The organism is Shewanella sp. HN-41 (assembly GCF_000217915.1).
In the GTDB taxonomy this organism is placed as follows: Bacteria; Pseudomonadota; Gammaproteobacteria; order Enterobacterales; family Shewanellaceae; genus Shewanella.
In genome coordinates this window covers 1-26,834 of sequence record NZ_AFOZ01000012.1, presented here as the reverse complement: position 1 = coordinate 26,834, position 26,834 = coordinate 1, and the positions used below count along the sequence as shown (strand labels likewise).

20 protein-coding genes are annotated in these 26,834 nt (G+C 46.6%); 6 read left to right on the top strand and 14 right to left on the bottom strand.

Annotated features, from left to right (window positions below; all coding sequences use genetic code 11):
- Positions 1-63 precede the first annotated feature (63 nt).
- From SOHN41_RS01340 to SOHN41_RS01330, 3 genes are all read left to right on the top strand, one after another.
- Positions 64-1,056, top strand: a complete 993-nt coding sequence (locus SOHN41_RS01340) for a class 1 fructose-bisphosphatase (protein ID WP_007644668.1) — start codon at positions 64-66, stop codon at positions 1,054-1,056.
- Between the two features lie 819 nt (positions 1,057-1,875).
- Entirely contained in the window at positions 1,876-2,718 is an 843-nt protein-coding gene (locus tag SOHN41_RS19560; RefSeq protein WP_139058307.1) for a hypothetical protein, read from the top strand.
- Between the two features lie 16 nt (positions 2,719-2,734).
- Positions 2,735-3,772, top strand: coding sequence for a hypothetical protein (locus SOHN41_RS01330; RefSeq protein ID WP_007644665.1), 1,038 nt, complete (start codon positions 2,735-2,737; stop codon positions 3,770-3,772).
- Between the two features lie 567 nt (positions 3,773-4,339).
- Here the strand turns inward: SOHN41_RS01330 and SOHN41_RS01325 are convergent.
- Positions 4,340-4,909 (bottom strand): DUF7010 family protein, encoded by a 570-nt coding sequence (locus tag SOHN41_RS01325; RefSeq protein ID WP_007644664.1) that lies wholly within the window; start codon positions 4,907-4,909, stop codon positions 4,340-4,342.
- Between the two features lie 379 nt (positions 4,910-5,288).
- Here SOHN41_RS01325 and SOHN41_RS01320 point away from each other — a divergent pair, with 379 nt between their 5' ends.
- Together SOHN41_RS01320 and SOHN41_RS01315 are read left to right on the top strand one after the other, a co-directional pair.
- Positions 5,289-5,777 (top strand): TIGR00645 family protein, encoded by a 489-nt coding sequence (locus SOHN41_RS01320; RefSeq protein WP_007644663.1) that lies wholly within the window; start codon positions 5,289-5,291, stop codon positions 5,775-5,777.
- Between the two features lie 397 nt (positions 5,778-6,174).
- Positions 6,175-6,645, top strand: a complete 471-nt coding sequence (locus SOHN41_RS01315; protein ID WP_007644661.1) for a hypothetical protein — start codon at positions 6,175-6,177, stop codon at positions 6,643-6,645.
- Positions 6,646-6,725: 80 nt separating this feature from the next.
- Here SOHN41_RS01315 and SOHN41_RS01310 read toward each other — a convergent pair whose 3' ends face one another.
- The 13 genes from SOHN41_RS01310 to nudF all read right to left on the bottom strand — a co-directional run bounded on the left by SOHN41_RS01310 (position 6,726) and on the right by nudF (position 25,251).
- Positions 6,726-8,432: a methyl-accepting chemotaxis protein gene (locus SOHN41_RS01310; RefSeq protein ID WP_007644660.1), complete on the bottom strand. Its 1,707-nt coding sequence runs from the start codon at positions 8,430-8,432 to the stop codon at positions 6,726-6,728.
- A 323-nt stretch (positions 8,433-8,755) separates the two neighbouring features.
- Positions 8,756-10,000, bottom strand: coding sequence for a dicarboxylate/amino acid:cation symporter (locus SOHN41_RS01305; protein ID WP_007644659.1), 1,245 nt, complete (start codon positions 9,998-10,000; stop codon positions 8,756-8,758).
- A 402-nt stretch (positions 10,001-10,402) separates the two neighbouring features.
- Positions 10,403-11,275 (bottom strand): DUF7281 domain-containing protein, encoded by an 873-nt coding sequence (locus SOHN41_RS01300; protein WP_007644658.1) that lies wholly within the window; start codon positions 11,273-11,275, stop codon positions 10,403-10,405.
- Complete coding sequence (locus SOHN41_RS01295; protein ID WP_007644657.1) at positions 11,263-12,483, bottom strand: hypothetical protein; 1,221 nt, start codon at positions 12,481-12,483, stop codon at positions 11,263-11,265. Before SOHN41_RS01295 ends, SOHN41_RS01300 begins: the two co-directional genes overlap by 13 nt.
- Before the next feature lie 48 nt (positions 12,484-12,531).
- On the bottom strand, positions 12,532-13,185 hold the full coding sequence (locus SOHN41_RS01290; RefSeq protein ID WP_037457810.1) for a hypothetical protein: 654 nt from the start codon (positions 13,183-13,185) through the stop codon (positions 12,532-12,534).
- Positions 13,186-13,193: 8 nt separating this feature from the next.
- A complete protein-coding gene (locus tag SOHN41_RS01285) occupies positions 13,194-16,868 on the bottom strand; it encodes an ATP-binding protein (protein WP_037457795.1) in 3,675 nt (1,224 codons plus the stop codon).
- Between the two features lie 429 nt (positions 16,869-17,297).
- The gene (gene parC, locus SOHN41_RS01280) at positions 17,298-19,574 is read right to left on the bottom strand and encodes a DNA topoisomerase IV subunit A (RefSeq protein ID WP_007644650.1); all 2,277 of its coding nucleotides are present in this window, start codon (positions 19,572-19,574) and stop codon (positions 17,298-17,300) included.
- On the bottom strand, positions 19,567-20,742 hold the full coding sequence (locus SOHN41_RS01275) for a PQQ-dependent sugar dehydrogenase (RefSeq protein ID WP_007644648.1): 1,176 nt from the start codon (positions 20,740-20,742) through the stop codon (positions 19,567-19,569). Before SOHN41_RS01275 ends, parC begins: the two co-directional genes overlap by 8 nt.
- 52 nt (positions 20,743-20,794) lie before the next feature.
- The gene (gene parE / locus SOHN41_RS01270) at positions 20,795-22,681 is read right to left on the bottom strand and encodes a DNA topoisomerase IV subunit B (protein WP_007644646.1); all 1,887 of its coding nucleotides are present in this window, start codon (positions 22,679-22,681) and stop codon (positions 20,795-20,797) included.
- Between the two features lie 56 nt (positions 22,682-22,737).
- The gene (locus SOHN41_RS01265) at positions 22,738-23,313 is read right to left on the bottom strand and encodes a YqiA/YcfP family alpha/beta fold hydrolase (protein WP_007644644.1); all 576 of its coding nucleotides are present in this window, start codon (positions 23,311-23,313) and stop codon (positions 22,738-22,740) included.
- 26 nt (positions 23,314-23,339) lie between these two features.
- On the bottom strand, positions 23,340-24,179 hold the full coding sequence (gene cpdA, locus SOHN41_RS01260; protein WP_007644637.1) for a 3',5'-cyclic-AMP phosphodiesterase: 840 nt from the start codon (positions 24,177-24,179) through the stop codon (positions 23,340-23,342).
- 15 nt (positions 24,180-24,194) lie between these two features.
- Entirely contained in the window at positions 24,195-24,635 is a 441-nt protein-coding gene (locus SOHN41_RS01255) for a DUF1249 domain-containing protein (RefSeq protein ID WP_007644636.1), read from the bottom strand.
- Between the two features lie 13 nt (positions 24,636-24,648).
- Positions 24,649-25,251: an ADP-ribose diphosphatase gene (nudF, locus tag SOHN41_RS01250; RefSeq protein WP_007644635.1), complete on the bottom strand. Its 603-nt coding sequence runs from the start codon at positions 25,249-25,251 to the stop codon at positions 24,649-24,651.
- A 243-nt stretch (positions 25,252-25,494) separates the two neighbouring features.
- On the opposite strand from nudF, the gene tolC reads away from it, so the two are divergent.
- Positions 25,495-26,802 (top strand): outer membrane channel protein TolC, encoded by a 1,308-nt coding sequence (gene tolC / locus SOHN41_RS01245; protein WP_007644633.1) that lies wholly within the window; start codon positions 25,495-25,497, stop codon positions 26,800-26,802.
- The last annotated feature ends 32 nt before the right edge of the window (positions 26,803-26,834 follow it).

Genomic DNA, 26,834 nt, shown 5'->3' with positions numbered 1-26,834 from the left:
TGAGTTATCATTCGCGGCAAATAACGAAATTGACCTCATTGTTGAACCCCTAAAGGACATAACATGCAGACTCTTGCCCAGCACTTGACCTCACAGGCAGTGAACGACTCTCTCTCCCACTTGATTTTAACCTTAGCCGACACCTCAAAAGCCATTAGCCATGCGGTACGTCACGGTGCGCTTGCTGGCGTGTTAGGTGCGACCGAGCAGGAAAACGTGCAAGGTGAAACCCAGAAAAAACTGGATATCATCACCAACGACATGCTCAAAGATGCGCTCAAAGCCGACGGTACAGTGCGCGGTTTAGCGTCGGAAGAAGAAGATCATGTGGTTGAAGTCAGCCAAAATGGCCAATATCTGGTGTGTTTCGATCCGCTCGATGGCTCATCTAATATCGATATTAACTCGTTAGTCGGCACTATCTTTTCTGTCTTACCCGCCCCCGCTGGCGAGCTGACTGAAACTAGCTTTTTACAATCTGGCCGCGCGCAGTTAGCCGCAGGTTATGTGCTCTATGGCCCATCGACCATGCTGGCATTAACCACAGGCCAAGGCGTGCAACTCTTTACTCTGCACCCAGAAACCAATGAGTTTTTACTGACGAATGCCGCCATGAGCATTAGCCCAGAAACTCAAGAGTTTGCCATTAACATGTCGAACCAACGTTTTTGGGAAGCACCAATGCAAACCTATATTGCCGATTTGCTGCTCGGTAAAATTGGTCCACGGGAAAAATCATTCAACATGCGCTGGATTGCGGCCATGGTCGGTGACGTGCACCGCGTACTATCCCGCGGCGGTATCTTTACCTACCCAACCGACAATAAAGATCCGAAAAAACCCTACAAGCTACGTTTAATGTACGAAGCCAACCCTATGGCCTTCTTAGTCGAACAAGCCGGCGGTAAAGCTTCAACGGGCTATGAGACCATTTTAGATATTACTCCAACACAAATTCACCAGCGTGTTGCGGTTATCCTAGGCAGCGCCAACGAAGTTGACGCTTGCCTAAGCTACCATGGTTTAGACTACAGCGAAGAACCTGATTTAGAGTAAGCCGAATCGCTTAGATTATGATTTTTCAGATGAAAGCCACTGACCACAGTGGCTTTTTTATTGTCGCGGAATGCGACATTCATTTTAAAATGCGGCCTTTCGGCCGAGGTGAGTCAAGATCGTGGGGCTTCACCCTCAATCAATTGTGATGATTTGTTTAGTGTCTCACGAACAAAGTTATTGCTGTGAATCGCGATTAGTAATTGCGGCCTAATGGCCGAGGTGAATCAAAGTCGTGGGGCTTCACCCCACACCCGACCAAGGAGGACTGCTCGTCCTATCCTCCTTGGATTCTCCAAGACGCCCCTAACGGAGTTGAAAGCCCCTTGGGCATTTGGCGTCCTTATGCTATCGCGTCAGACGCTCGTCCCTGATTCGACTGACGCTATCTCGGCATCCATGCCTCGCTCACGCAACGAACGCAAATGCCCTGCGGCAACTCCGAGGGGATGGTGAACTCCTGTAACTTCTGTGTTGGCTGTAAATCCCGGCAGATTTGTGCCTGTCCCAACTTTTCCCTAACGCTTCCGATGGTGCATCCTGTACCCCGAAAGCTACGCAGACGTCCAGTCTGCTTCACGCGATTTTCTTCAACGCCCTTCAGCAACTTCGCAGGGGAAGGTGAACCTCTGTAACTTCTGTGCGAACAATTAATCCCCAAAGATCTGTGCCTGTCCGATCTTTCATTAACGCCTCAATACTCAACAAGATGGCACAGTTTGCCACGGAAAAATGCTAATTCCCATCTATGGAATACCACTAACCAATCTGCTATATGTGGCTATCATTCTGAATTGTTTTTCTTATTGGGAGACTCCTTTGTCAAACACTAGAGATGATTTTACACAGGCAACAAAACGTATGCTCTCGGATAGAGTTAACGGGATTTGCTCTGCTCCTACATGCAATAAATCGACCAAAGGCCCAAGTGGTTCATCTACTGATGCAATGGTATCTATAGGCGTAGCGGCTCATATTTGCGCTGCGACAGAAGGAGGGCCAAGGTACGATCCAACTATGAGCCAAGAGACTCGCAAGAGCATTGATAATGGAATATGGCTTTGTTGTAATCACGCAAGGATGATCGATGTCGATCCTGAGTTTTACACCGTGCAAAGGCTGCAAAAATGGAAGATAGACGCCGAGAAAAGGGCTGCCGCAAGACTAAACCTCAAGCCCATACCATCTCGCAAAGTGGTAGTTTCTATTAATGATTTACAAAGACTTAACTATTTCTCAGGCATTTATTCATCACAATTTCTTGATGACCTAAAAACAGAGCGATTCAGAGCTAAAGTACCAAACTCGCTAATCGATACCTTAACCATAGCTCACGACAAACGGGATGATCCAAAACTGGAATTTGTTAACGAAGAATTGGAGCAAATGAGACAAGAACTTATCAGTGCGATAGAAGCTTTTATGGATCATTTCAAACAACAGTCAGGTGGCAATAAGGAATCTTACGACTATATCGATCTCAATGAGATACGCCGCAAATATCCTCAAAGTGTTGATAAATTCGCAGACATGATTGATAAAACAAGGGAGCTTGCGATTGAAGTAGGTAATGCGGCGGTTAAGTTTGAAAAATTTAGTTCACACCTATGCAATCTGAAAGGCCAGACAGACACAAAATTGCTAGTCAATTACCCCTACTAACAACGTGGACAACTCAATGACTAAAAAAAATATTGAATTTCTTAATGAAAAAAATTTTAAATCTTTTATGTCCCAATATGCTCCAATCGAAGATCTCGACGATATTAAGGATAGTTGGCCATGCGGTAGAAAGATTGCCGACTATGCAATAAGAGATGTTCTAGTCATTGAACTTAAGACCCTCAAAGAAAATCCGACCCTCAAAATGGAAGACTTCTTTCATGAGATAATGGAGCGGCCAGATTTCCCAGCAATCTATGGTGAACTCAACTTTCGAAATGTTGTGAGTCTAATGCCTGATGGAGAAAGGCTAATAAGAAAATTTGAAACGGTTGCATTTCGTCATATTGAAGAAATCATGAGCATTGCAAATAAGCAAATCAAAGACACAATCGAATTGCTCAATATGAATAGTCAAACTGCTGGAGGGCTGATTATTATTAACGAGTTAGCTGACTTTTTTGAACCAGATGTTTTAGTCGATTATATATGCAAAAGGCTACGTCAAAAAATAGGAACTGAGCTAAGATTTTCACACATTAACTACGTCACACTTATTCAAGGCACTCATAAAGTAAAAAATTCGCACCTAAGTGGCCCAGTTATACCGATCTACGGAATAACTAATGATAACATTCCACAGAATCAAGTTAGCAAACAAGCAGCAATGGCTTTGAAGCAGCTTTTTGAGCACTATTCTTACTTTAATAATTGTAACCACAAACTCCAAGATTCTGGTGAAAATGAGTTTGAAATTGAGAAATTGAATCAACCAAAATTAGAAATACCCAAGAAAGGTCAAGCATTTATAGTAGACCAATATCAAAAGAATCGGTATATGACAGATTGGTCAGATGAACAGCTAATTGAGTTCGGCTCTATGGTTATGTCTGCATGCAATGCTACGTTATTAAAAGAAAATCCTTTGGTAGTTGATGAACATAGGAAGATGTATCTTTTTAAAAGCATGATTGAGTTATTTGAAGAAAGCAGATTAAGGCCATTTGACTTAAGAAGGCTCGATATTAACCCCTCAAAATTTTCACCTTTGTAAATTAATAAAACAGTTGTGGACAATATCGCTTAAAAAAAGCGCTCACTAGGAGCGCATCGGAGAAACAATAGAAAGATGGGACAGGCACAAATCTTTAGGACTAACAGCTAACACCAAGGCCACAGAAGTTCACCTTCCCCTGCGAAGTTGCCGCGGGGCGTTGGAATAAATTGCGTGAGTCCGGTCATGGTCGTTCTCGTGCATCCATGCACTTCACGACATTCAGGCATCCTGCCTATCAGATGACCGGCTAGCTTTCGCAGGTACAGGGGCGAATGAAAATCGGTGATTTTCGAGCTTATGAGCGAGAGGCAGGGACTGCCGAACTGGAGTGCTTTACATGGATGTAAAGCGGAACCATCGGAAGCGTTAGTGATTTTCGAATAAGCACGAAGCCACTAACTAATGCATGTAACTTCACTAGGGGCGTCTTGGCTGATGTAAAAACGATAGGCAAGGAGGATAGGACGAGCAGTCCTCCTTGGTCGACTCTTGATTAAAAATCAGGGGGTGAAGCCCCACGACTTTGATTCACCTCGGCCGTAAGGCCGCAAAACCGACTAACAACTAACTTGCAACACAAAGATTTTGCTGAATCTTCCAACGACGTTCCATTAGTGGAATCGAAAACCCATAACATACCACCACAATCAAAGGCTGAAGCTGAAAGCTCAACTCAGGCCAGAGCATGAAGGCAATAACACAGGCCAAGGTGCGCACTATTGCATGCACAATCGCAACCTTTTGCGCCGCTAACACGCCGTAAACCAACCACATTAATCCTGTTTGCACCGCAAGGGCGAAGGGAAGTGCTAAATAGTTTTCCATAAAGAATGGGATGCTGATGGCAAAGGTTAAAAAACTCATGCCCACACCCGCCAGAAACACAGTCTCAAACCAATTACGCTCAGCGCTTTTCTTAAACGAGATATTCTCGCCCGTCAGCCGCGAAATACCCATGGCAAGGTAGATAATAGAACCAGTGCCGATAAATACCACCATCACCAACTGCGAGGGAGGTAAAACAAAACTCAATCCAAACAGTAAGCTCCAGACGATCATGCCAGATAAAGGCATAGCCAAGGCTCGTTGTTGACGGTATTCGATAAGTTGTTGATCCAGTGATTTATGTTGCATGATTAAGCCTCCTTGTTGGTATGGCTTAAGTATCCCTATATCCGCTAAATCACGGCAGTGTGAGTTGTCAGCAATTACGGATGACAAATGTCATTAAAGATAAATTTCTTAGGAAAGATGAGAAGGAGAGAAGTGAAAGAGATGAAAGATGGGACAGGCATAACCCTTTCCGGATCAACAGCCACACACTGGCTATATCGGGTGTGGGGTGAAGCCCCACGACTTTGATTCACCTCGGCCGCAAGGCCGCATAAAGACTTTCATCCCATTATGGAATTGAAAAACAACCCACCGATAGCGCAGCTTTAACCCAATATGTTATTGTTTTGGCTCCATAGATTCGTTTTTTTATGCTCTAACCACTAAGGGTTTACTCAGTATGGAACAAATATTTGAAAAATTGATGTATGCATCACGCTGGATTATGGCGCCCATATACTTGGGGCTCAGTCTGGTGTTATTAGGTTTAGGCATTAAATTCTTCCAAGAGATCTTCCATGTTCTGCCGATCATTTTTGACATGCGCGAAGTGGACTTAGTGCTCGTCACACTCTCACTTATCGATATCACTTTGGTCGGCGGTCTTATCGTGATGGTGATGTTTTCTGGCTATGAAAACTTCGTTTCACAGTTAGATGTGGGCGATGATAGCGAGAAACTCAGTTGGCTTGGCAAGCTGGATTCGGGTTCCCTTAAAAACAAAGTAGCCGCTTCTATCGTGGCGATTTCGTCCATCCACCTGTTGAAAATATTTATGAATGTGGACAACATCGCCAATGACAAAATCATGTGGTACTTGTTAATCCACATCACTTTTGTATTGTCAGCCTTTGCCATGGGATATCTGGACAAAATTACCCGCAAATAAACACCTTATATAACAGTGTCAAAGTACATGCCCTGTTTGAGCATTATCCATAGGCACAGTCACTAAAGTACTGGGTCATAAATATTTAAACTCAAGCCACTGATATCAGTGGCTTTTTTATTTTATAGCCAAAGTAACGCCCTCGCACTTTGGTATTAAATGCATCTCGTCACTGTAACATTATGTTTAAATTGAACTTATTACTTGAAATAATATTAAGCAATCTCGACACCAGTGGTGTCGAGATACAAAATGCGGCTATTTTCCGATTCAGTTAGGATTCCCCCCTAAAAGGTTATTCAGATTCGTCAAAAATCTTTATAATTGCCAATATTTTGACAATATAGTCACCAAAGTGACTGTTTGTATTAATTCGCTGAAATCACAAGGTTGTAAAGTGAAAACAAAGTTACTGGTCCTCATACTTGTCGGCCATTTAGGCTATGCACATGCAAAGGAAGATTTGGCCACAGCACTAGATACAACGGCTACCGGTCCAAAGAATCATAGTATCGATTTTATCGACAAAAATCTTAAACTGGCTTTAGCCTGCACCGTAGGTCAGACTCAGCCAATTTTGAAAGTGACTATGGCGGAATCCTTTGCATTTAGTGGCGACCCCAGTGTACTGATTATTAGCAACGACAATCAGCACAGGGTTAAATTACGGGGCACTGCGACACTGATGAATTTCACCAGTGGAGATAAGACGGACTCAGATTTGTGGGAAAGTTTAAGTCAGTTCCAATCGGCCGAGTTACATCTCGAAGTTATTTCATTCCGTTCAAGTAAATACACCAGTTCGGACTTAGTGGCGACGGGTTTTACCGATGCCGTGGCGAAATTAAAACAAGATTGTATTCAGTAATTAGCCTTATGCTGATGCTCGAGTCAAAGGCGGATAGCACCCGCCACCCTCTCACATCAGCATTGATTGTTATAGCCTCCCTATAATCTAAAGCCACTCAGTGACTTCTTCATATCATTAGCCATTTTCCGTAGTTGATGGCTGGCAGCCGACAATTCTGACGATTTTGCATTAGTGTTTTGCACCGCCTGCGCAATATTAACCATATTCTGATTAATAGTACCCGACACAACGGCCAACTGTTCGGTGGCGCTTGCCAGTTGATCATTGACATCGGTAATACTCGATACGGCACTGTTAATACGGGTTAGTGCCTCACTGGCTTGCTGTGAACAGACAATGGTTTGTTCCGTTTCAGTGCGACTTTGCTCCATCGATTGCACGGCATTGACAGAGTCCTGTTGAATACCTTGAATACGCTTATTGATATCCTGAGTCGACGCCTGAGAACGGCTAGCGAGGGTACGCACTTCATCTGCCACAACGGCAAACCCGCGGCCCATTTCTCCGGCCCGTGCTGCTTCTATCGCAGCATTTAATGCCAACAGATTGGTCTGCTCCGCAATAGCGCCTATAACATCGGTGACGGCCCCTATTTCATCGCCACGTTTAGACAATTGCCCTATCACATCAGAGACTTGCTCCAGTTTCACTTTAAGCGCATCAATTGCTGTAATCGTTTGGCCAACGGACGTCACCCCATTTTGAGCTTCGGTATCGGCATCCCTTGTCGCTTTAGCGGCCATAGTCGCGCTGCGGGCCATGTCCTCACAAGTCGAGGTCATTTCATTTACCGCCGTAGCAACTTGGTCGGTTTGATCCATCACACTTTGTAAAATACGCTGCGTCTGTTGGCTAGTGTCATCAAGTGCCTCAGATTGCTCTACCAGTTGTTCAGCCATGGCCGATTGCTGGGCGATAATACTGCGCAACTGGCTGATGAGGCCGCTTAATGCCGCCAACAGGCTGTCGTTATCCCCAGATCTCAACGCAAAGTTCACCGAAAAATCACCGGCCGCAACCTGCTGCACCAGTGCTTTTGTTGTAGCCAGTTCCCCCCCTAATGCCCGTAATAACCAACGGCGGATAAACAAGGACACACCGACAGTCAGGGCCGTAATGACCACTACGACCAATCCAACTCGCATAGCTACCGCCCAGAAGGCCGCCTTAACATCATCAATATAAATACCAGAACCTAGCACCCAGCCCCATTTGTCATCTTTTGCCACATAAGACAACTTGGTATATCGCTCCTCCGTGACCCCTCCGCCTTTTAAGGGTTTGGGCCATTGGTACTCAACAAAGCCATTTCCATAACGGGCTATAACGTCAACAAAGCTGACAAACAGGTTGGCGTTATTGAGAGTCTGTTGCTGGCTACCATCACGGTTACGCATTAAGGTCGCATGATTAAAGTTTGGTCGATCTAGTACTGTGCCGTCCAAAGCGGATACGGTTGGATGCATAACCATTTTTGGGATAGGCCGACCAGTATCGTTAATCCAAATATATTCAGTGCCATCATAACGAACGGCCTTAATGGCCGCCATGGCCTGCTGCTGTGCCTGCTCAGTGTTTAATGTGCCGCTTTGCTCCAGTGTCTGATAATGTTTAACGATACTCAGGCTGCTATCAATAATCGCCACTACGCGATCTTCCCTTCCTTTAATCAAACTTTGGTTAAGTGCGTTTAGCTCCATGATGCCCAGTACCACAAAACCCAACAATGCCAATAACGGAATGCTGAGTAACCGCCCCCCTACTGTCTGCCAAAATCCAGTCATGGTGCCCCCCTAATATTCCAAATGATTCAAGCTTATAATTCAGTATGGTTGAAGTTTCATTTATTTAGCTACTTTTAATCCGATAAAAACACTCTATGCATCGGCACTTGTATCAACTTGGAGATATCAATTTTTAAGGCTCGGACGATGGTAGTATTTAGGCATAGGAACTAAGCAAACTCACACCAGGCTCAATATTCACTCCTGTAGCAACAGACCAAAGGCAGATGAATGCATCAATGCAGCGGCTGATTCGCTTAATAAAAAACCACTGATATCAGTGGTTTTTACTAATTTATCGGTATTAATTTATCGGTATTAACTTAGCTCTTAGCCAGTTCTACCTGATGCACCTTCTCGGTTTGATCGACTATGGTTAACACGGCGGTATCACCCACAACATTACAGGATGTGAGCACCATATCGATAATACGATCCAATGCCGCCACTATGGCGAAGGCTTCGATGGGTAACCCCATTTGATGGATTAACACGCCAATCATCACCATGCCGCCGCCAGGAACACCGCCCGCACCGACAGATAACAGGAAGATGCTAAATAGCAGCGAAGGCAATTGCTCAGAGGTGATTGGCATACCAAAGGCGTTGGCAACAAAGAAAATTGCGATAGTGATATAAATCGCCACACCACCCATGTTCATGGTCGCGCCGAGGGGCACACCAAAACCTGCTACCGCGTGATTCACGCCTAACTTTTCGGTTAAGGTCCGCATAGTCACTGGAATGGTGGCATTTGAGCTTGCAGTCGACAGTGAAAACAACACTTGCTCTTGGGTCTTGTCACGGAAGGTTTTGGCCGAAATGGGAGTAAAGAACCCCACGGCCATTGGATACACTACAAAAATCCACAGTAACAGCAGCGCGAGGATCAGCACCATATACTCAACGACACTCATAAACACGCCAGCATCTAAGGTCGCGCCAAGCTTAAACATCAGCGCAAACACACCGTAGGGCGCTAGGCTCATGACCACAGAAATCAGCTTCATCATGATTTTATTTGCGGTTTGAAAACCTTGCACTGCGCCAGCAACGTGCTCACCGAGGGACTTGATCACACCGCCCAGCATTAGGGCCATAAAGATCACTTGTAGCATATTGCCCGACATAAAGGCCGCCACCGGGTTGCGCGGCACTATATCAATCAGCAAAGCCATCAGGCTGGGGAGTTCAGTCGCGGTAATGGCGACGCCATCGGTACTGCTCATATCGACCCCTTTACCAGGCTCGAGTAATAACGCAACCAATAATGCGGTCGAAATTGCCACCAAGGTATTGATGATATAAAAACCGAAGGTCTTACCGCCTAAACGGCCAAAGCTTTTAAGATCCTGCAGCTCACAGACACCGCAAACAATACTCACAAACACTAATGGCACCACTAGCATCATGATCATATTGACGAACATAGTGCCAACGCCGCCGGCAAGCTCGACTAAATGACCCGAGAAGAAGCCGATATCGTTTAAGAAGTACTGCACTATGGTGCCGAAAATAAGACCCGCAAACAGACCTATAAAGATCCGCGTCGAAAGTGATTTCATCATGTTTGTGATTTCCCCAGAAATGTCGTTTTTTTGTTATTCATCTTCCATGATGAGCACAATTGCCAATCCCTTTTTGGCTTAGGCAGGGGATAGTGAAACATGCTAGCCGTTAATTCAATGAATAAATTTCATTTTTTCATCTTAAATTAAGCCAACCGTATCACAGAAAGTCAGCACTCAATTGATTTTTAATGATAAATAATAGTTATCTTCAATCAACGAGCAGACTAACGACTTATTTAAAACTCAATTATAAAACACAATGAAAACAAATAAATCACAATGAGAACATATTAAAAACAATCAAAGAGTCAGACTCAGTCTTAATGACTAAAATTTAAATTATAAAAGAATTTAAAACTGGATAATCACAGTAAAGCAGAGAGATGAAATGCGTGATAGCTAAATATATGGCACTAACACTAGTTCAAGCCCGTGGGCTAGCAGGTGTTGCTGTTTGATGCTAATACGGTGTTGAGTTAACCAAAAAGCTAATTTCTGCCAATGCTTTAAATCGGCATGCTGAAGGTATTTGGCCTGTTTCGCTTGTTTGTCGAAATCATAGGTTGAATTAATTTGCGTCATCGCCAACAACTCGGCGGGTGCTGTCAGCGCAAGTTGTGGCACAAGCCAATAAGTCACGCCAGTTAAGGTATGGGCGATTTGTAGCCCTGCGGGATCTAAGTCGGTAAAGGCGATAATCGGCAGTTCATCTGCCATCGCTTGCAAAAAATGCCGCACGCCAATCGGTGAATGATGGCCGCTGCCGCGGTAGATAACCATTACATTGGTTAAATCCTCAGGTAAACGCGCTTGATGAATAACATCAAATACATCCAAATTTTCAACCACTAAGATGGCGCTGACATCAAATTCACGACAGTGCTTTTGTCCTTCATCCAAAGGAATACGTAGCGATGTGCGTGTTGAAATCCCAGTTGGCGATGATTCGAAACCTAGATACTTCATCAAAACGTATTCGGCTTCGGGACGGATCTTAGCGAGCTTCTCATTATGGCTTTTGGCAGACATAGCCATGCGATCGACATTGAAATCAAGCTGCCTTAAATCGAGCCCCATTAGCGCCAACACGCCCTGCCTTAGCAGATCAAAGTCTTTGGGCGCGAAGCACAGATACTTTTCAGACTCGTCTAATTCGCCCACTTCTAACTCGCGGTAAATCGCGCGCCAGTTAGCCGTGAGCTTAACCTTGGGAGAACGCTTAATAAAAGCGTTCTTCAACAGCTGCAGTTGTTGCTGGCCTAGGCGAGCCATAACTCAACATCGCGAATGATAAAGTTACCGCTATAGATGGGATGTGGTTCACCCAAAGGCTCAAGCTCAAAGTAGGCTTTATGTTCATCGGGTAGGCCTTCGTAGCCACCGATCACTTGATAAATCCAACTCTCGGCTTCCCAAGGCAAGGCTTTATCCACCAGATATTCCAGTGCCGATTGCCGCAGCCCAGACTCAATCACATCGACGAAATACTCATCCACCGCCTGTTTGAGCGGATTATCCGGCACATCGAAGTCTTCACTTTGGGTGATAGACACAGACGCATCTCGCTCACGCACCGATGCAATCACGGGATGACGGCTGATGGCCTTGATATGGGCGACGATATTCATTAACTCCAGCTCTTGGCTGGCGTTGTGCACATCGACAGATGCAGGCGCGAGCAAGACTTCGGCGCGATTGAATAGGCTCGGGATCTCCTTGTGGGACACATGGTCCGCGGGATGATAATCCGGATGCAAGTCGGTGTAGAGTAACCAGCCCTTGAGCAAACGGGTACGGCCACGGATTTGCCTAAAGCGACCTAAAAGTTCGAGTAAACGCCCCTGCACTACGCTCAGTTCCTGGGCGCAGTCACTCATGGTTTCCTGCAAAGTCGTCACTAAGAGCTTGCGCAGTTCACGGATATCACCGGCGATTTCGCCTAGCTCACTAAACTGGAACATCTCTAAGCCATTAAGTAATTCAGAGACTTGGCTTTGGGCTAATTCATTTTCGCGGATCTTAGCGTTGATAGTGCCGACATAACCGAACTCGTTATTGATCCGCCCCCAGAGCACACGGATCGAATAACGCAGACTGTCGGCAAAGCTATAAACATGCTCACTCAAATCCGACAAATAGGCCTCGGCGGCGCTGTAATCTGAGCTATGACGCGCCTCTTTATAATGATCGGCCAAGGTTTTAATGGTCGCTAAGGCCGAGCCGACATTAGAGTCGATTTGGCGATTGCGCTCGTCACTTAAGCCTTCTTCGAGCAAGGCGCGCACGGAGCGCTTAAGGCGCAGCTCCTGATCTGGCTCTGGCCGCCACAAAATGCCCGCCTGTTTAAGCTTTTCAACCACGCTTGGATCGTGGGCATCCTCGTTTAAGGAACCCGCTAAATAGGCGTCCATAATGATGTCAGCATGGCGACCTAACTGCTTGAGCAGCTTAACACCCGCCTGATGTAAGTTACTGCTCATCATGGCCTCCTTGGTCGTGGCTTTTACCTAGGTTTAACAGTGCCCACATTAGATTAAGTCCCGTTGGGTCGCCGTTTCCGCCTGCGCTTCTAAGCTTAGGCCTTCGGTTTCGTCGATAAAACGAATGACTTCATACAGATAATCCAGCTTGCCCGTAGCGATATAGATTTGCTTCTCCGCATTGGGTCGTACTAAATAGCCGAGCTCGACTAAGCGTTTGAAGACTAATTTGATTTGCGCGTCACTGTTGGTACTGGTCGAGCCAAATAAACGATATTGGCTGAGTTTGGCTAACTGCTCACGGAACGCCGGCGTGTCCTCGATACGGCTTTGCAGTTCGGTTAAACGCACGGGCGCACCTTCACTCAGCGGCGCATCTTGACCACTGGCCTCTTGCACTAATACCAGCCATTCCACCAGCGGGATAAGTGCCTGACAGATATCTTTAAACTGCGATGAAATCACTTTGCGTTCGCTATCGCCGAGCTGCAAATAACCACAGAAGAACACATCGCCCTCGGCAGCGGACGCCACTGTACGGTTGATCTGGTTTAAATAGGCTTCGACCCGCTCGCGGGTGCTGCTATTTTTAAGGGCACGCCAGCCTTCTTCATTGGTAGTGCGGCAAATAAACTCGCCCTTGAGTAACAGCTCAATCAAAGCGCCGGTGCCGACTAATACGGTTTGGTTCGATTCGTTCATGGCGCTCATTAGATGGCCTCCTTGCTCAGGCGTTTACTCAACATATCGGCAATCGGATTGACTTTAGGCTTCACCACCTGCAACTTCTTGGTTTGTTTGTTGATAATGTAACGGTTGGCGAACAAGTTCAGCACCTCGGACTCTGGGTTCGGGAAGGCGCCCAGCACGCAAATATTGTTGTTTTCGCAGGCGTCGAAAATCTTCTTCACGTTGGTATGGTGTAAGGTGCCCAGCTCATCGATCGGCCAGTGAATGGTCACGTCGCTGCGGCCACGCAGCAAGCGCGTGAATGCCAGCAGGAACTTACACAAAATCAGATACGCCATACCGTGGCTTGAGGATTCGTTAAGCTGTCTGTCGGTACGGATAATCAGATCGCTGTTACCTTCTTTGAGGCGCAGCTCGATTTCCAGCAACTTAGAGATCCCCCCCGTTAATGCGGCGCGGCCGATAATGTCTAAGGCGCGGCGCATGCTGTTGGTGTAATCCTCATCGGGCAAGCCATTAAAGCCATCGTTTTTCCAATGTTTAAAGGCTTTGACGAACTGCTCAAGCTCAGGCCAGAACTCTAACTCGCTGATGCGCGAGCGAATACGCACCGCCGATTCTGACACGCCATCGAGGAATAATTCTTCACCCACTTCGCGGGTAATACGCGCACTTTGGGAGGCGATGCGACGGTCAATATCGGCTAACACATCGTAGAAGGCGGTTAAGTCGACGCCGAAGATCCGCCCCTGTTCCCGCAGCGCGGTAATCGATTGCGGCACTATCACGTTCAGTAATTGCTCGAGCTGCGGCACTAACTTGCGGTAATCCAGCAGACGGATACCTTTGTCATTGATAAAGCTCGATTCTTCACGGGCACGCTCCCAGGTTTCCGCAAGGCCAGAACCTGACTTGCTGGCGATAACCGAATCGAAATGCTCCACATATTGCTTCACTGAGCCCATCAGATAATCGCGTTTCAGCAGCAAATCTTCACCTTGACGCAAACGCTCACCTAGGCTGCCTTGGGCTTCTTCGTTATTAGTCGGTAACTTAAGCTCGGCGAGTTTTCGCATCACGGCGCGTAATTTAGTTAAGTTTTCAGAGGCTTCAACCTGTGCGGCATTAGATGCCTTAAGCTCGGTATCCAATTTCTGCCTGCGGGTCTTCACCTCTAAGGTTTTGGCCTTAAGCTGTTGATCGATTTCCGATACCGCGCGCTTCACATCGGCAAGCTGGGTTTGCAACTTAGGTTTACGCACAAGCCAAGTGTGCTGATACCAATCGTCGAAACGCAATACATCGCTGCGACGCTGTTCGGCACGGCTGATTTTGGTTTCTAACTCACGAATTTGTTGCTTAAGTTTGAGGATATTGTCCTCATCCACACCACGGGATTTAAGCTCGTTTTTGTACCATGTTTCACAGGCTTTCTGTTCGACTTTGGCACTTTCACGGCGGCCTTCAATGGTCGCTTTAATTTGCCCGAGTTGATTGTCGAGCGCGCCGATGACTTCCTGCCAGTAAGCTTGTTTTTCCATGCGCGCTTCTAGCGCTTGCGATTGAAGCTCCTCGAGCCAGAGTTCGTGCTGATGTTTAAGCTGTTTTAGCTCGCCATCGAGTTGGGTCAGTCTCTGCTGGGCATGGGCTTTACGTTCACTCAATGCTTTGTTGATTTTCTCTTGCTCACTGCGTTTTTCATCGAATAGGCGACGCAGATCGTCACGGCTATTTTTGTAAGCGGTGCGAGCAAAAGTCAGTTCACGGCTCAGATTATCCAGCTCGCCGTTAATCGCGATTAATTGTGACTCTGCCTCGGTTTGTAATTCCACGGCACTTTGCAACGCTTCTTCGGCTTTGCTTAACCGAATACGCAGCTCTTGCTCGGAGGCGGCATATTCAGGCACATCGATCGCCTTAAGATCTAAATGTACACCAAAGAAAGCATCTTGCGATTCAGTCACTAAACTGGGGTGTAAATCAGTGCGATGCAGTAATTCAGGCGCGATCACTTTACCTAAACTTTGCTCCCAACCTTGGGCTTCTTTACGCAGAAATTCCAATAGGGTGTGGGACTCGGGGAACAACATATGATGCAGTTCATCCAGTTCGGCTTGGCGCTCATTCACCCTTAAACTGGCGATACGCAAGGCTTCGTTGGCTTGATCGCGCTTAGATCTGAGTTTGCGCTCATCGCTGCTTAAGCGCTCAACCTTGGCATTACAGCTTTCTTGTTCTTCGTCGGCGCGGTGAATCCGTTCGTCGAAAATGGCGAGGCTTAACTTTTCTTCTTCGGTGTAAGTCACGCCATCGACACGCAATTTAAGTTCGGCGGCATTGAGTTTGAATTGGTATTCCTGCTCGCTAAAGCTGGCCTTGCCCGCATCCATTTGATTACGCCATTGCGCTTCTAAGGCATCGATATCGGCGCGCGCCACTTCGCGCTGTTTATCCCGGGCTTCGCGCTGCTTGTCCTGATCGCTATGCAGGCCCTCTAACTCGCGGTTTAACTGATCGCCAATCTTACTGCGACGGGCATTGTAGGCCGCCTCAATGTCTTGGTGCTTCTCGGTTTGTAGCTTATGGCGTTCACTTAAGTTTTCAACATCGGTGCGCCAGTTGGGTAGCATCTCAAGGGCGGCTTTGGCCTCTTCGATATTGGCATCTAAAAAAGCGGCGTGCTGGCCTTCAATGGCATCGAGTTCATACTCACACTTGGCCACATCACCCTTGGCGGCAGATAAGTCTAAGCTCAACTCATCGCGCTGCTCTTTCCATTCTTCATCTAATAAGCGCAGCTTTAAATTCAGTTCCTTCGCTAAGGTTTGCTGAATATCTTGGCGATCGGCTTCCAGTGTTTCATCGTTGCGATAACCGCGGGATAGACTGGATAAACGCAGCTCGGCGCTGAGCAGTTGGTTAAATTCTTGTTCGAGTTTTTCAAACTCAGGGCGAATGACCTCAAACCCTTGGATAAGCTGGCTTTCACGGATCCACGCCTCAACGCGCTGGGGATTTAAGCGAGAGCTGGGCGGATTAACCCCGTCTTCCTCCAAAATGGCGGCGATCATGGATTTGACCGTCTCCATCTTGCCTTCTTTGGAGTGCACCGCTTTGGCGAGTTTTTCAATATGGCGCAACGAATGCTCACCCTCACACAGGGCAAATTGGCGGGCATAGCCGCGCAGTTCGCTGCGATTGCTGCCCGTGCTTAATAGGGTGCGATCGTTTTGGATAATGGCGCGATATTCGCGGGTGTTGAGCAAGTTAGTGGTGGCGATGCCGGCACGTTTTAAATCTCGACCAAGCTCCGCCATGGTATGACACAGTACAGTATCGCCATTTTGCGTTTTAATATAATCGCTTAGCTCAAAACCTTTAGCAATAAAGCGATAGTTAACACCTTTACCATCGCCCGCCGAGGCCAGCACGGCTTGGTACAGTAACCCATCGGCCTTTTGATATTCGTAGATGATGTAGCTTGAATCGTGTGGCAAGTACCAACGCTCGAAACTGTCGCGGGTTGATGGCACCACGCGGCTTGGATATTCACCATAAAAAACAGGGACTAGACGTTGTAATGTCGTCTTACCCGAGGCGTTAGTACCACAAATATTGGTATGGCCATTGAGGGCGAGTTCCACAACGCCCGGAAGGTGCGTATCAATCAACACAATACGAATCAAGCTTGGCATTTCATTCCTTATCCAAACGGGAAAGCTTTATCTTTACGGCAGAGCCTTACCTAGCCGACAAGATAAAGACAATCAAATATGGCCCTATGATGTTTAACTATGATGTTTAACTATGATGTTTAAAAATCATGGCCCAAAAAATCGTGCCCTTAACATAAGGCAATCTCACGGCATTGGCAATTCAGCGGCGCTGCACTAATGCCTTAGCTCACATCTAAGCTCAGAACTAAGCTAATCTCTAGGCCAATGTTAGGTGGCCAATGATACGACAACTTAGTAAAAATAGGCGGCTAACAAAGCGGCAGTTAGCGCGGTAAAAGATAAATTTTAGCGATTTTTATTCGGCCCTATCACTCCAATTGGCCGTAGAAAAAAGCCACCGAGGGAAGACCTGAGTGGCTTTTGTTAAACGGGTTGTTAGGCAAACGGTTACAGGCTTGGCAACACTTCGCCACCGTCACCTAATTCCACACTATCGACCCGTTGTAATCCCCGTGGCAACTTAGCTCCACGACGGCCACGCTCGCCACGGTAATGCTCTAGATCGCTTGGTTTCAGGGTGAGCTTACGCTTTCCGGCCCAAAGTGTCACTGGCGTGTCACTGGGCACTAACTGCAGATGCGTCATCAGCTCGTCACGAGTCTTCGCACGTTCCGTTGGGATCCCAATAATCTTATTGCCTTTACCCTTAGAGAGTTGCGGCAAGGCTTCAAGGGAGAACAGTAACATCCGCCCTTCGTTGGTGATCGCTAGGATAGACATCTCACGATTTCGATCAATAAGCTTAGGCGGCAACGACTTAGCATTGGTTGGTAAACTGAGCAGCGCTTTACCTGCCTTGTTGCGCGACACCATGTCGTTATAGGTGCAAATAAACCCATAACCCGCATCGGTCGCTAACAGGAAGCATTGCTCCTCTTCACCCATGATGACATGTTGCATGGTCTCACCCGGCGCCATATTGAAGCGGGTGGTGATTGGCTCACCTTGGCTGCGCGCCGATGGTAAGCTGTGGCTATCGGTCGCAAAGGCGCGGCCCGAGGAATCGATAAACACAGCGGCCTGATTACTGCGGCCCATGGCACTACAAAGATACTGATCGCCAGCCTTATAGGATAAGGACAAAGGATCAATATCATGGCCCTTAGCACAACGCACCCAACCCTTTTCAGACAGCACGACCGTCACTGACTCACTCGGCGTTAACTCTTGTTCTGTTAATGCGCGGGATTCATGGCGTTGTACTATGGGTGAACGACGTTCATCGCCATAGGTCTGTGCATCTTGGAGCAATTCTTTTTTAATCAAGGTTTTTAAGCGACGATCAGAACCCAGCAGTTGCTCTAACTTCTCGCGCTCGGCCGCTAATTCATCCTGCTCGGCCTTGATTTTAAATTCTTCTAACTTAGCTAAGTGGCGTAATTTTAACTCGAGGATCGCTTCGGCTTGTTTATCCGTTAAGGAAAAACGGGCCATTAACTCGGCTTTCGGATCATCGTGGAAACGAATGATTTCAATCACTTCATCAATATTGAGGAAGGCGATCATCAGGGCTTCAAGGATATGCAGGCGTGAAAGCACTTTATCTAAACGGTATTCGAGACGACGCCTAACTGTATCGACACGGAACTCTAACCACTCGGTTAATAAGGTTTTTAAGCCCTTCACCCTAGGTCGGCCGTCTAGGCCAAGTACGTTTAAGTTTACCCTAAAGCTTTTTTCTAAATCGGTAGTCGCAAACAAATGTGCCATCAACTGATCACAATCGACACGATTTGAACGGGGCACCACAACTAGGCGAACGGGGCTTTCATGGTCTGACTCATCCCGCAAATCGGCCACCATAGGCAATTTCTTGGCCTGCATTTGGGCAGCAATTTGCTCTAGAATTTTACCGCTACTGGCCTGATGGGGCAGCGCGGTTATGATGATTTCCCCCGCCTCCACAGTGTAAACGGCACGCGCCTTTAGTGAGCCGCGGCCCGTTTCATACACTTTTGCAATATCGGCGGACGGTGTAATGATCTCGGCTTCGGTGGGGTAATCCGGCCCAGGCACATAGCTCATCAATTGCTCGAGTTCGAGCTTAGGATCATCGAGCAAGGCCACACAGGCGGAGACTAATTCTCTGACATTATGGGGTGGAATATCCGTTGCCATCCCGACCGCAATACCGGTAATACCATTGAGCAAAATATGCGGTAAACGAGCAGGTAAGACCTTTGGCTCCTTTAAGGTGCCATCGAAGTTTGCGCCCCAATCGACCGTACCTTGGCCAAGTTCGGATAATAAGACTTCGGAGAACTTAGATAGCCGCGCCTCAGTGTATCGCATGGCCGCAAATGACTTAGGATCATCTGGTGCCCCCCAGTTACCTTGGCCATCAACCAATGGATAACGGTATGAGAATGGCTGCGCCATCAGCACCATGGCTTCATAACAGGCACTATCACCGTGGGGATGGTATTTACCTAATACATCACCGACGGTACGGGCAGATTTTTTATGCTTAGATTGGGCCGATAAACCTAACTCACTCATGGCATAGATAATACGGCGCTGTACAGGTTTTAGCCCATCACCAATATGTGGCAGGGCTCGGTCCATGATGACGTACATGGAATAGTTCAGATAAGCCTCTTCGGTAAAACGCCGCAGTGGCATTTGCTCTACCCCATCGAGGCTTAACTTGATTGCGTCACTCATTTTCTTCTAGTTCCTGTGTCTCTTCAGTACTATCGCCATTTTTAAAGAACAAGCGATACACGTTACCTTTTAAATCATCTGAGATGTACATGGCACCATCATCGGCCGATAACAAGGCATAGGGGCGAGCGACGGGAAATTCACCATCGAGGAAACTCACAATCGTTTCACGCCCCACAACTTGCTGGTTTTCAAGCTTAAGCATCACCACTTGATAACCCACTTTGCTTGAACGATTCCAGGAACCATTCTCTGCTACAAATAATTGATTACGATATATTTCTGGGAATTTATCCCCACGATAAAACGCCAGTCCAGTCGGTGCAACATGGGCGGGCAACTCATACACTGGCACGGTAACTTTCAGGTTTTGCGGTTTTTCGTAGGCGGGTTCAACAACGGATGTGGCATGTAAATATGGGAAACCATAGTGGCTCCCCACAACATCGACACGGTTGATTTCATCGGGTGGTAAATTATCCCCCATCCAATCTCTACCCTGATCGGCAAACCATAATTTACCGTCTACGGGTGACCAATCAAACCCAGTCGAGTCACGCACGCCAGAGGCTATCTGCTCACTCTCACTGGTATCAACATTGATCGCAATAATGCCACTATAGGGCGCAGTCGCCTCACATACGTTACAGGGGGCTCCTATGGAGATATAGAGCCTACCATCGGGGCCAAAACGCATTGCACGGGTGCTTTTCTTGTCCGATTCGGGTAGATCACTGTAGATTTCCTTCGGACGACTCGGGCGGCGTAAGCGCTGTTCTATGTCAGTGAAACGCAAGACTTTATTTTCACTGACAACGAAAAGATCACCATTATGAAATGCAAGAGCACTGGGGTATTCAAGCCCTTTAGCAATAACATAACGCTTATCGACACGGCCATCTCGGTTACTGTCGACGAGCGCATGCACTGTTCCGCTTTTATGGGAGCCCACAAACAGAGTGCCATTCGAGCCCATGGCGATCTGTTTAGCATCACCAACATCCGAAGCGTACAGGGATAAACCAAATCCCTTAGTGACGGTAATCATGATCGACTGTGACCCCGCGATGGCGTTCTGGCTGGTTCCAAAAGCCATGAATGCCAGCAGGGGGAAATAGGCAAAGAGTACCTTTAAGTAATTATAATTATTAGTTTTAATATACAACATTGTAATTTTCTTTATGCCTATGTTTTATTGTTATCGGCAATCTTGCACAACACTATAGTAAAGCCATGTCGCCCTTATCCTCGAGCCAAGATTTACGATCAGGAGAACGTTTCTTCGCAAGCAACATATCCATCAAAGAATCAGTTTCTTCAACATCATCAATAGTCAACTGTACTAAACGACGGGTGTTAGGGTCCATAGTCGTTTCACGTAATTGGAGGGGATTCATTTCACCCAAGCCCTTAAAACGCGTTACTTGGACCTTACCTTTCTTATTTTCCGCACTAATACGGTCGAGGATGCCTTCTTTTTCTGCTTCATCTAAGGCGTAATAGACATCCTTACCAATATCGATACGAAACAGGGGTGGCATGGCAATGTAAACATGGCCCTGCTCGACCAGTACACGGTAATGTTTCAGAAACAAGGCACAGAGTAAAGTTGCAATATGTAGCCCGTCGGAGTCGGCATCGGCGAGAATACAAATTTTGCCATATCTTAACTCCGAAATATCACTGCTATCGGGGTCGCAACCAATCGCAACCGAAATATCATGGACTTCTTGAGAGGCGAGCACTTGTGATGCATCCACTTCCCACGTGTTCAGAATTTTACCCCGCAGCGGCATGATGGCTTGGAATTCACGATCCCGCGCCTGCTTAGCACTACCGCCCGCAGAATCTCCTTCCACGAGGAATAACTCACCTCGCATGGGATCTTGGCCACTACAATCGGTTAGTTTTCCCGGCAATGCTGGACCAGAAGTCACCTTTTTACGGGCTACTTTTTTCGCAGCTTTTAAGCGACGCTGGGCATTGTTAATACACATCTCGGCCAAGGATTCGGCCAGTTCGGTATTTGAGTTTAACCACAGAGAAAAAGCATCACGTACTATGCCAGAGACAAAAGCCGAGCACTGGCGGCTAGACAATTTCTCTTTGGTTTGTCCCGCAAACTGGGGATCCTGCATTTTCACCGATAGGATAAAAGCCGCCCTATCCCAAATATCCTCCGGTGATAATTTAATCCCTCGGGGGATCAAATTTCGAAACTCACAGAATTCACGCATGGATTCAAGCAAGCCTTGGCGAAAACCATTCACATGGGTACCGCCAAGTGGCGTGGGAATGAGGTTGACATAACTCTCGTTGATCGACTCGCCACCTTCAGGCAACCAAGTGATGGCCCAATCCGCCGCTTCAATTTGCCCCTTAAAACTGCCAACGAAGGGTTCTTCGGGTAACATCAAGTTATCGCCGACAGCGGTTTTAAGATAGTCAGTTAAACCACTTTCATAAAACCATTCATGCACTTCATTAGTATGCTTATTGGTAAATTTGATCCGTAAGCCAGGGCAAAGTACGGCCTTAGCACGCAGCAAATAAATCAGCTTGGAATTAGAGAAATTGGCCGAATCAAAATAACTCGCATCGGGCCAAAAATGAACGCTAGTACCGGTATTGCGTCGACCACAGGTACCTGTGACTTTAAGATCTTCAACCTTAAAACCATTTTCAAAAGCAATATCATATACTTGACCATCACGCCTTACCGTAACTTCGACCCGGCGAGATAACGCATTGACGACGGAAATCCCCACGCCGTGCAAACCACCGGAGAACTGGTAGTTTTTATTGGAAAATTTACCACCTGCGTGCAATTTGGTCAGGATCAACTCAACCCCAGGAATGCCTTCTTCTGGATGGATATCCACAGGCATACCACGGCCATCATCGGTGACTTCGAGGGAGTTATCTGTATGCAGAACAACTTCAATTTTAGTGGCGTGGCCCGCTAAGGCTTCATCGACACTGTTATCTATGACCTCTTGGCCTAAATGGTTAGGTCTGGAGGTATCGGTATACATACCTGGACGGCGTTTAACAGGATCGAGTCCATTAAGGACTTCAATGGCGTCAGAGGTGTATTGATTCGTCATAGTGTACGCTATAAGTTGTTATATCCGGCCATGTTGCGGCTCTGGATGACTGTTTGTCAAGGTAAGTGTAAAAAGTGGCTTACAGTTTGCAAATACTTCCCATAACCCACAAAACTGTGATCACCACCCGCCTCAATCCGTAATTGGCAATGATGATATTTATTTAGGGCTTCACGGTAGTCCAGCACTTCATCGCCCGTTTGCAATAGTACCAAAAAACGATCCGGATTGCGGATAACGGCGGTATTAAATTCAGCCACTTCCAGCTTATGCTCAGGCAAAACCTGATAATGCTGTCCAGTGTATGGGTTAAACTGTGGCCCCATAAACTCATCGAACAATTCAAAGGGTTTTACCGCTGGATTCACTAACACCGCACGCCCACCGTAATGCTCGGCCAAATAACTGGCGAAATATCCCCCCAAAGATGAACCTATGTAAGTAAGGGGCTCATTTGCCTCTCGCGCAGCCATCACATATTCGAGTAACAGCGACATCGCCGCCTTGGGCGTATTGGGTAACTGCGGCTGATGGAAAGTTAAGGACGGATGATGCTCGGCCATATACTGCGCCGTCATCACCGCTTTATCGGAGAAAGGTGAACTGTTGAATCCGTGAATATAGAGCAGCATAGTTCCTCAAGCTGCGGTCATTCGCGTTAATAACCGCTGGAATCTTTATCGGGGGAAAAATGGTTACCCGGTACGCGATACACATTGGTGCTGATGCTACCATCGGGTTTCAACTCCAGCAAACGATAACCAGGTTGTAGTCCGTCTAAGGCAAAATAAGGTGATAGTGGCTTAAATTGAATACAGGTTGAAGGTGTTGCCATGAGTTTCAGTGCACCATGGGGTCCATCGTAATGGGTATCGATACTCTGGTGTACATGCCCCCAGAGTAATCCTTTGACCTGTGGATATACGGAAACCCGTCTCAAAAACTCGGCACCATTGTCCATACAATGTTGATCTAGCCAAGTGCAGTTAACCAAAATCGGGTTATGGTGCATGACGAGCAGAGTATGGTATTCAGGATGGGTGGTGATGGCCTGTTTAATCAGCTCGAACTGGCTCTCGGCCATACTGCCGCCGGGCTTTCCCCGCACAGTTGAGTCCAACATCAAAATTTGCCATTTACCCGCCAAAATTCGTTGCTGACCAAAGATCTGCTCCCCCTGCATATGCAGAAACATGATCCGTGGATCATCGTGGTTCCCGGGGAGATAATGGCAAGGTAAATTGAGGGGTGTCACTGCTGTAACAAACTGACGGTATGATTCGGCCGAATAATCTTGGCTTAAATCACCGGTTGCTAACATCAGATGCGCAGGATAGTCGACAGCCCTAATCGTATTAAGCACAGCGGCAAAACTTTTTCCTGTGTTGACGCCTAAAAGCTGGGCCTCAGGATCGGCAAAAAGGTGTGGATCTGTGACTTGCACAATACGCACACTTTCTTCTTCAGCTATGGAGTAAGAGACAGCCTCTTTCAGCACATTGAATACCCAATTCTAAGACTGGCACACCAAACGTTGTTGGCAACCAATCTTCAATAACTCTTCCAGGAATGCATTTACCTGGTACTTTTCATCACTATGATACATGCGTAAATTGGGGTAATCATACACTGGGCGTAATTGGTAAATCTGTTGACCAGTTAACACTTCTGCTAATTTAGCATCGTGATAAACTCTCACTAACACCTTGGGAGTATTAACAAACTCTAGAATTTCGAGGGGGCGAGATATCTCAACTAATTGAGTATATTTGGTATTCTCTAAAATACGCACCACTAATATACCAAACTCACCTTCAAGCTGCCATGATTGATCAACGGCAATATCGAGTGGTAACCACTTCAGAATGTAACCATAATTACGACCGCACAGTGCTAAAAAGTCACTGACGTTCGGTTGGTAACGCGGTTTTTGATACGACGTCGAAGTAGCCAAATGTTTTTCCAACTTAAACCAGTTGCTGATAGTTTAATTGCAACCATTGCAATCCAATTACGGTCGATGCATTGTCTATTTCTCCCGCAACCACACTATTATAGGCGTGCTCACGGTCTAAAACATGCAATCGAATATCTTCATGTTCTTCTGCCAATCCATGCAATCCACTGGCGTTGCTGGAGTCCACCTCGGCCCAATAGAAATAAAAACGTTCGGTACTGCCACCAGGGCTAGCCAAGTAACTGTTAACAAAGTGCATATTGCTAGCAACTAGGCCAGTTTCTTCTAACAATTCACGGTGAGCAACATCGAGCGGCGATTCTTCGGGCGCAATCATACCTGCGACTAACTCCATAAGCCAAGGAGATTTAGAGGTTGCTAATGCAGGAAATCGTACTTGCTCAATCAATACGATCTGATCGCGCTTAACGTCATAGGGTAACACTACCACAGCATGGCCACGTTCGAACACTTCACGGGTGACGGGCAGGCTCCATCCGCCAGCAAAGAGCTTATGCTTAAAAGTAAACTGTTCTAACGCAAAAAAGCCTTGATATAATGATTTTTTTTCGAGAACTTCAATATCCATTTGCGAAAAAACAGGGGGGGTCATACTCTATCCTTAAAAGTTGAATTTGCGCCTATTATCAAGGCAATTTGACACATTTTTAAAATAAAATCTGTTACACTTCGCATTTGACTTGAAAGTGTCGGAGTTTTTAGACTCTACGTCATTAAGTTTTAGCTGTATCGGGAAGCGTCGGGAAGCGCAAACCGCCTTGGTAAAGGCATTACTTAGTCTAAACGAAGTTAAAATATTTCTCCTTTGGGAAATTTTGTCTAATAAGGACAGCAAATGAAATTTAAGATCCGTTCTTTATGCGCAGCATTGACTCTCGCCGCTTCCGCTCAAGCGGTACAAGCAGATGATTTACTGCAAATTTATCAACAGGCACTGACTAACGACCCGCTCGTGTTGCAAGCCCAAGCCCAGCGTGATGCATTGTTCCAGAAAATTGAACAAAACCGTGCACCGCTGTTGCCAACCATTAGCGCCAATGTCGGGTATGACAAGGCGTGGAATGATCCTAGGGATAACACTAGCGGTTTAACGGGTAGCATCAAACTTAACCAAGTGATCTATGATCACAGCGCTTGGGTGGGTTTAAGCCTTGCAGAAAAAGCCGCCTCTCAAGCCGATTCAAGCTATGCATCCGCTTTACAAACGCTGATATCTAGAGTCACTAGGGCGTACTTCGATGTATTGACCGCTAAGGATAATTACGAGTTTCAGGGCGCCGAAAAACGTGCGATTGAACGTCAACTCGAACAAACCAAACAACGCTTCGCCGTTGGTTTAACCGCGATTACCGACGTACATGAGGCCCAGGCTCAGTATGACTTAGCCTCAGCTACTGAAATTTTAGCAGAAAATACCTTAGCCAATAGCTATGAGGCCCTGCGTGAAATCACGGGGATCGATCACAAGACATTAAACGTGCTCGATACCAATCGTTTCTCTGCCGTGACACCCGCACCAACGTCTTCAAGCGAATGGTTAAAGATCGCTGAAACAAACAGTGTCGATCTTATGACCCAACGTATTGGCAAAGATATCGCTCAAGAGACTATCAGTCTCTATAAAGCGGGCCATATGCCATCATTGAGCTTAAGTGCAGGCTACAACAAAGGCCTTGAGCAAAAAACCGGTAGCATTAACGAGCCTGATTTTGACGATGTCAACGTTGGTGTTAACTTAAGCATTCCTATCTTTGAAGGCTTTAAAGTCACTTCACAAGTCAATGAAGCGCAATATCTATTTGTTGAAGCAAGTGAAAAACTAGAGCAAACCTACCGCGGTGTTGTGAAAAATATTCGCAATAACTACAACAACGTAGGTGCATCGATCAGCTCAATTCGTGCGTATGAGCAGTCAGTGATTTCATCCGAGAGTGCGTTAAAAGCGACACAAGCGGGTTTTGAAGTCGGTACGCGTACTATCGTTGACGTATTGAACCGTACCCGTGATTTGTACGATTCAAAGCGTAAATTATCCGATGCACGTTACAGCTACATCAACTCAATTGTTGCACTGAAACAAGCTGCAGGTACCTTAAATGAAGATGACGTTATCGCCATCAACAACGGCCTAAAAACCGAGTAAGGTCGCTATACCTGCCCATAAAAAACGCCAAC

Bases quoted from the DNA above. Each gene is read 5' to 3' on its own strand.
- SOHN41_RS01340 (WP_007644668.1), top strand. From the start codon at position 64: ATGCAGACTCTTGCCCAGCACTTGACCTCACAGGCAGTGAACGACTCT.
- SOHN41_RS01330 (WP_007644665.1), top strand. From the start codon at position 2,735: ATGACTAAAAAAAATATTGAATTTCTTAATGAAAAAAATTTTAAATCT.
- SOHN41_RS01325 (WP_007644664.1), bottom strand. From the start codon at position 4,909: ATGCAACATAAATCACTGGATCAACAACTTATCGAATACCGTCAACAA.
- SOHN41_RS01320 (WP_007644663.1), top strand. From the start codon at position 5,289: ATGGAACAAATATTTGAAAAATTGATGTATGCATCACGCTGGATTATG.
- SOHN41_RS01310 (WP_007644660.1), bottom strand. From the start codon at position 8,432: ATGACTGGATTTTGGCAGACAGTAGGGGGGCGGTTACTCAGCATTCCG.
- SOHN41_RS01305 (WP_007644659.1), bottom strand. From the start codon at position 10,000: ATGATGAAATCACTTTCGACGCGGATCTTTATAGGTCTGTTTGCGGGT.
- SOHN41_RS01300 (WP_007644658.1), bottom strand. From the start codon at position 11,275: ATGGCTCGCCTAGGCCAGCAACAACTGCAGCTGTTGAAGAACGCTTTT.
- SOHN41_RS01295 (WP_007644657.1), bottom strand. From the start codon at position 12,483: ATGAGCAGTAACTTACATCAGGCGGGTGTTAAGCTGCTCAAGCAGTTA.
- SOHN41_RS01290 (WP_037457810.1), bottom strand. From the start codon at position 13,185: ATGAACGAATCGAACCAAACCGTATTAGTCGGCACCGGCGCTTTGATT.
- SOHN41_RS01285 (WP_037457795.1), bottom strand. From the start codon at position 16,868: ATGCCAAGCTTGATTCGTATTGTGTTGATTGATACGCACCTTCCGGGC.
- parC (WP_007644650.1), bottom strand. From the start codon at position 19,574: ATGAGTGACGCAATCAAGTTAAGCCTCGATGGGGTAGAGCAAATGCCA.
- SOHN41_RS01275 (WP_007644648.1), bottom strand. From the start codon at position 20,742: ATGTTGTATATTAAAACTAATAATTATAATTACTTAAAGGTACTCTTT.
- parE (WP_007644646.1), bottom strand. From the start codon at position 22,681: ATGACGAATCAATACACCTCTGACGCCATTGAAGTCCTTAATGGACTC.
- SOHN41_RS01265 (WP_007644644.1), bottom strand. From the start codon at position 23,313: ATGCTGCTCTATATTCACGGATTCAACAGTTCACCTTTCTCCGATAAA.
- nudF (WP_007644635.1), bottom strand. From the start codon at position 25,251: ATGACCCCCCCTGTTTTTTCGCAAATGGATATTGAAGTTCTCGAAAAA.
- tolC (WP_007644633.1), top strand. From the start codon at position 25,495: ATGAAATTTAAGATCCGTTCTTTATGCGCAGCATTGACTCTCGCCGCT.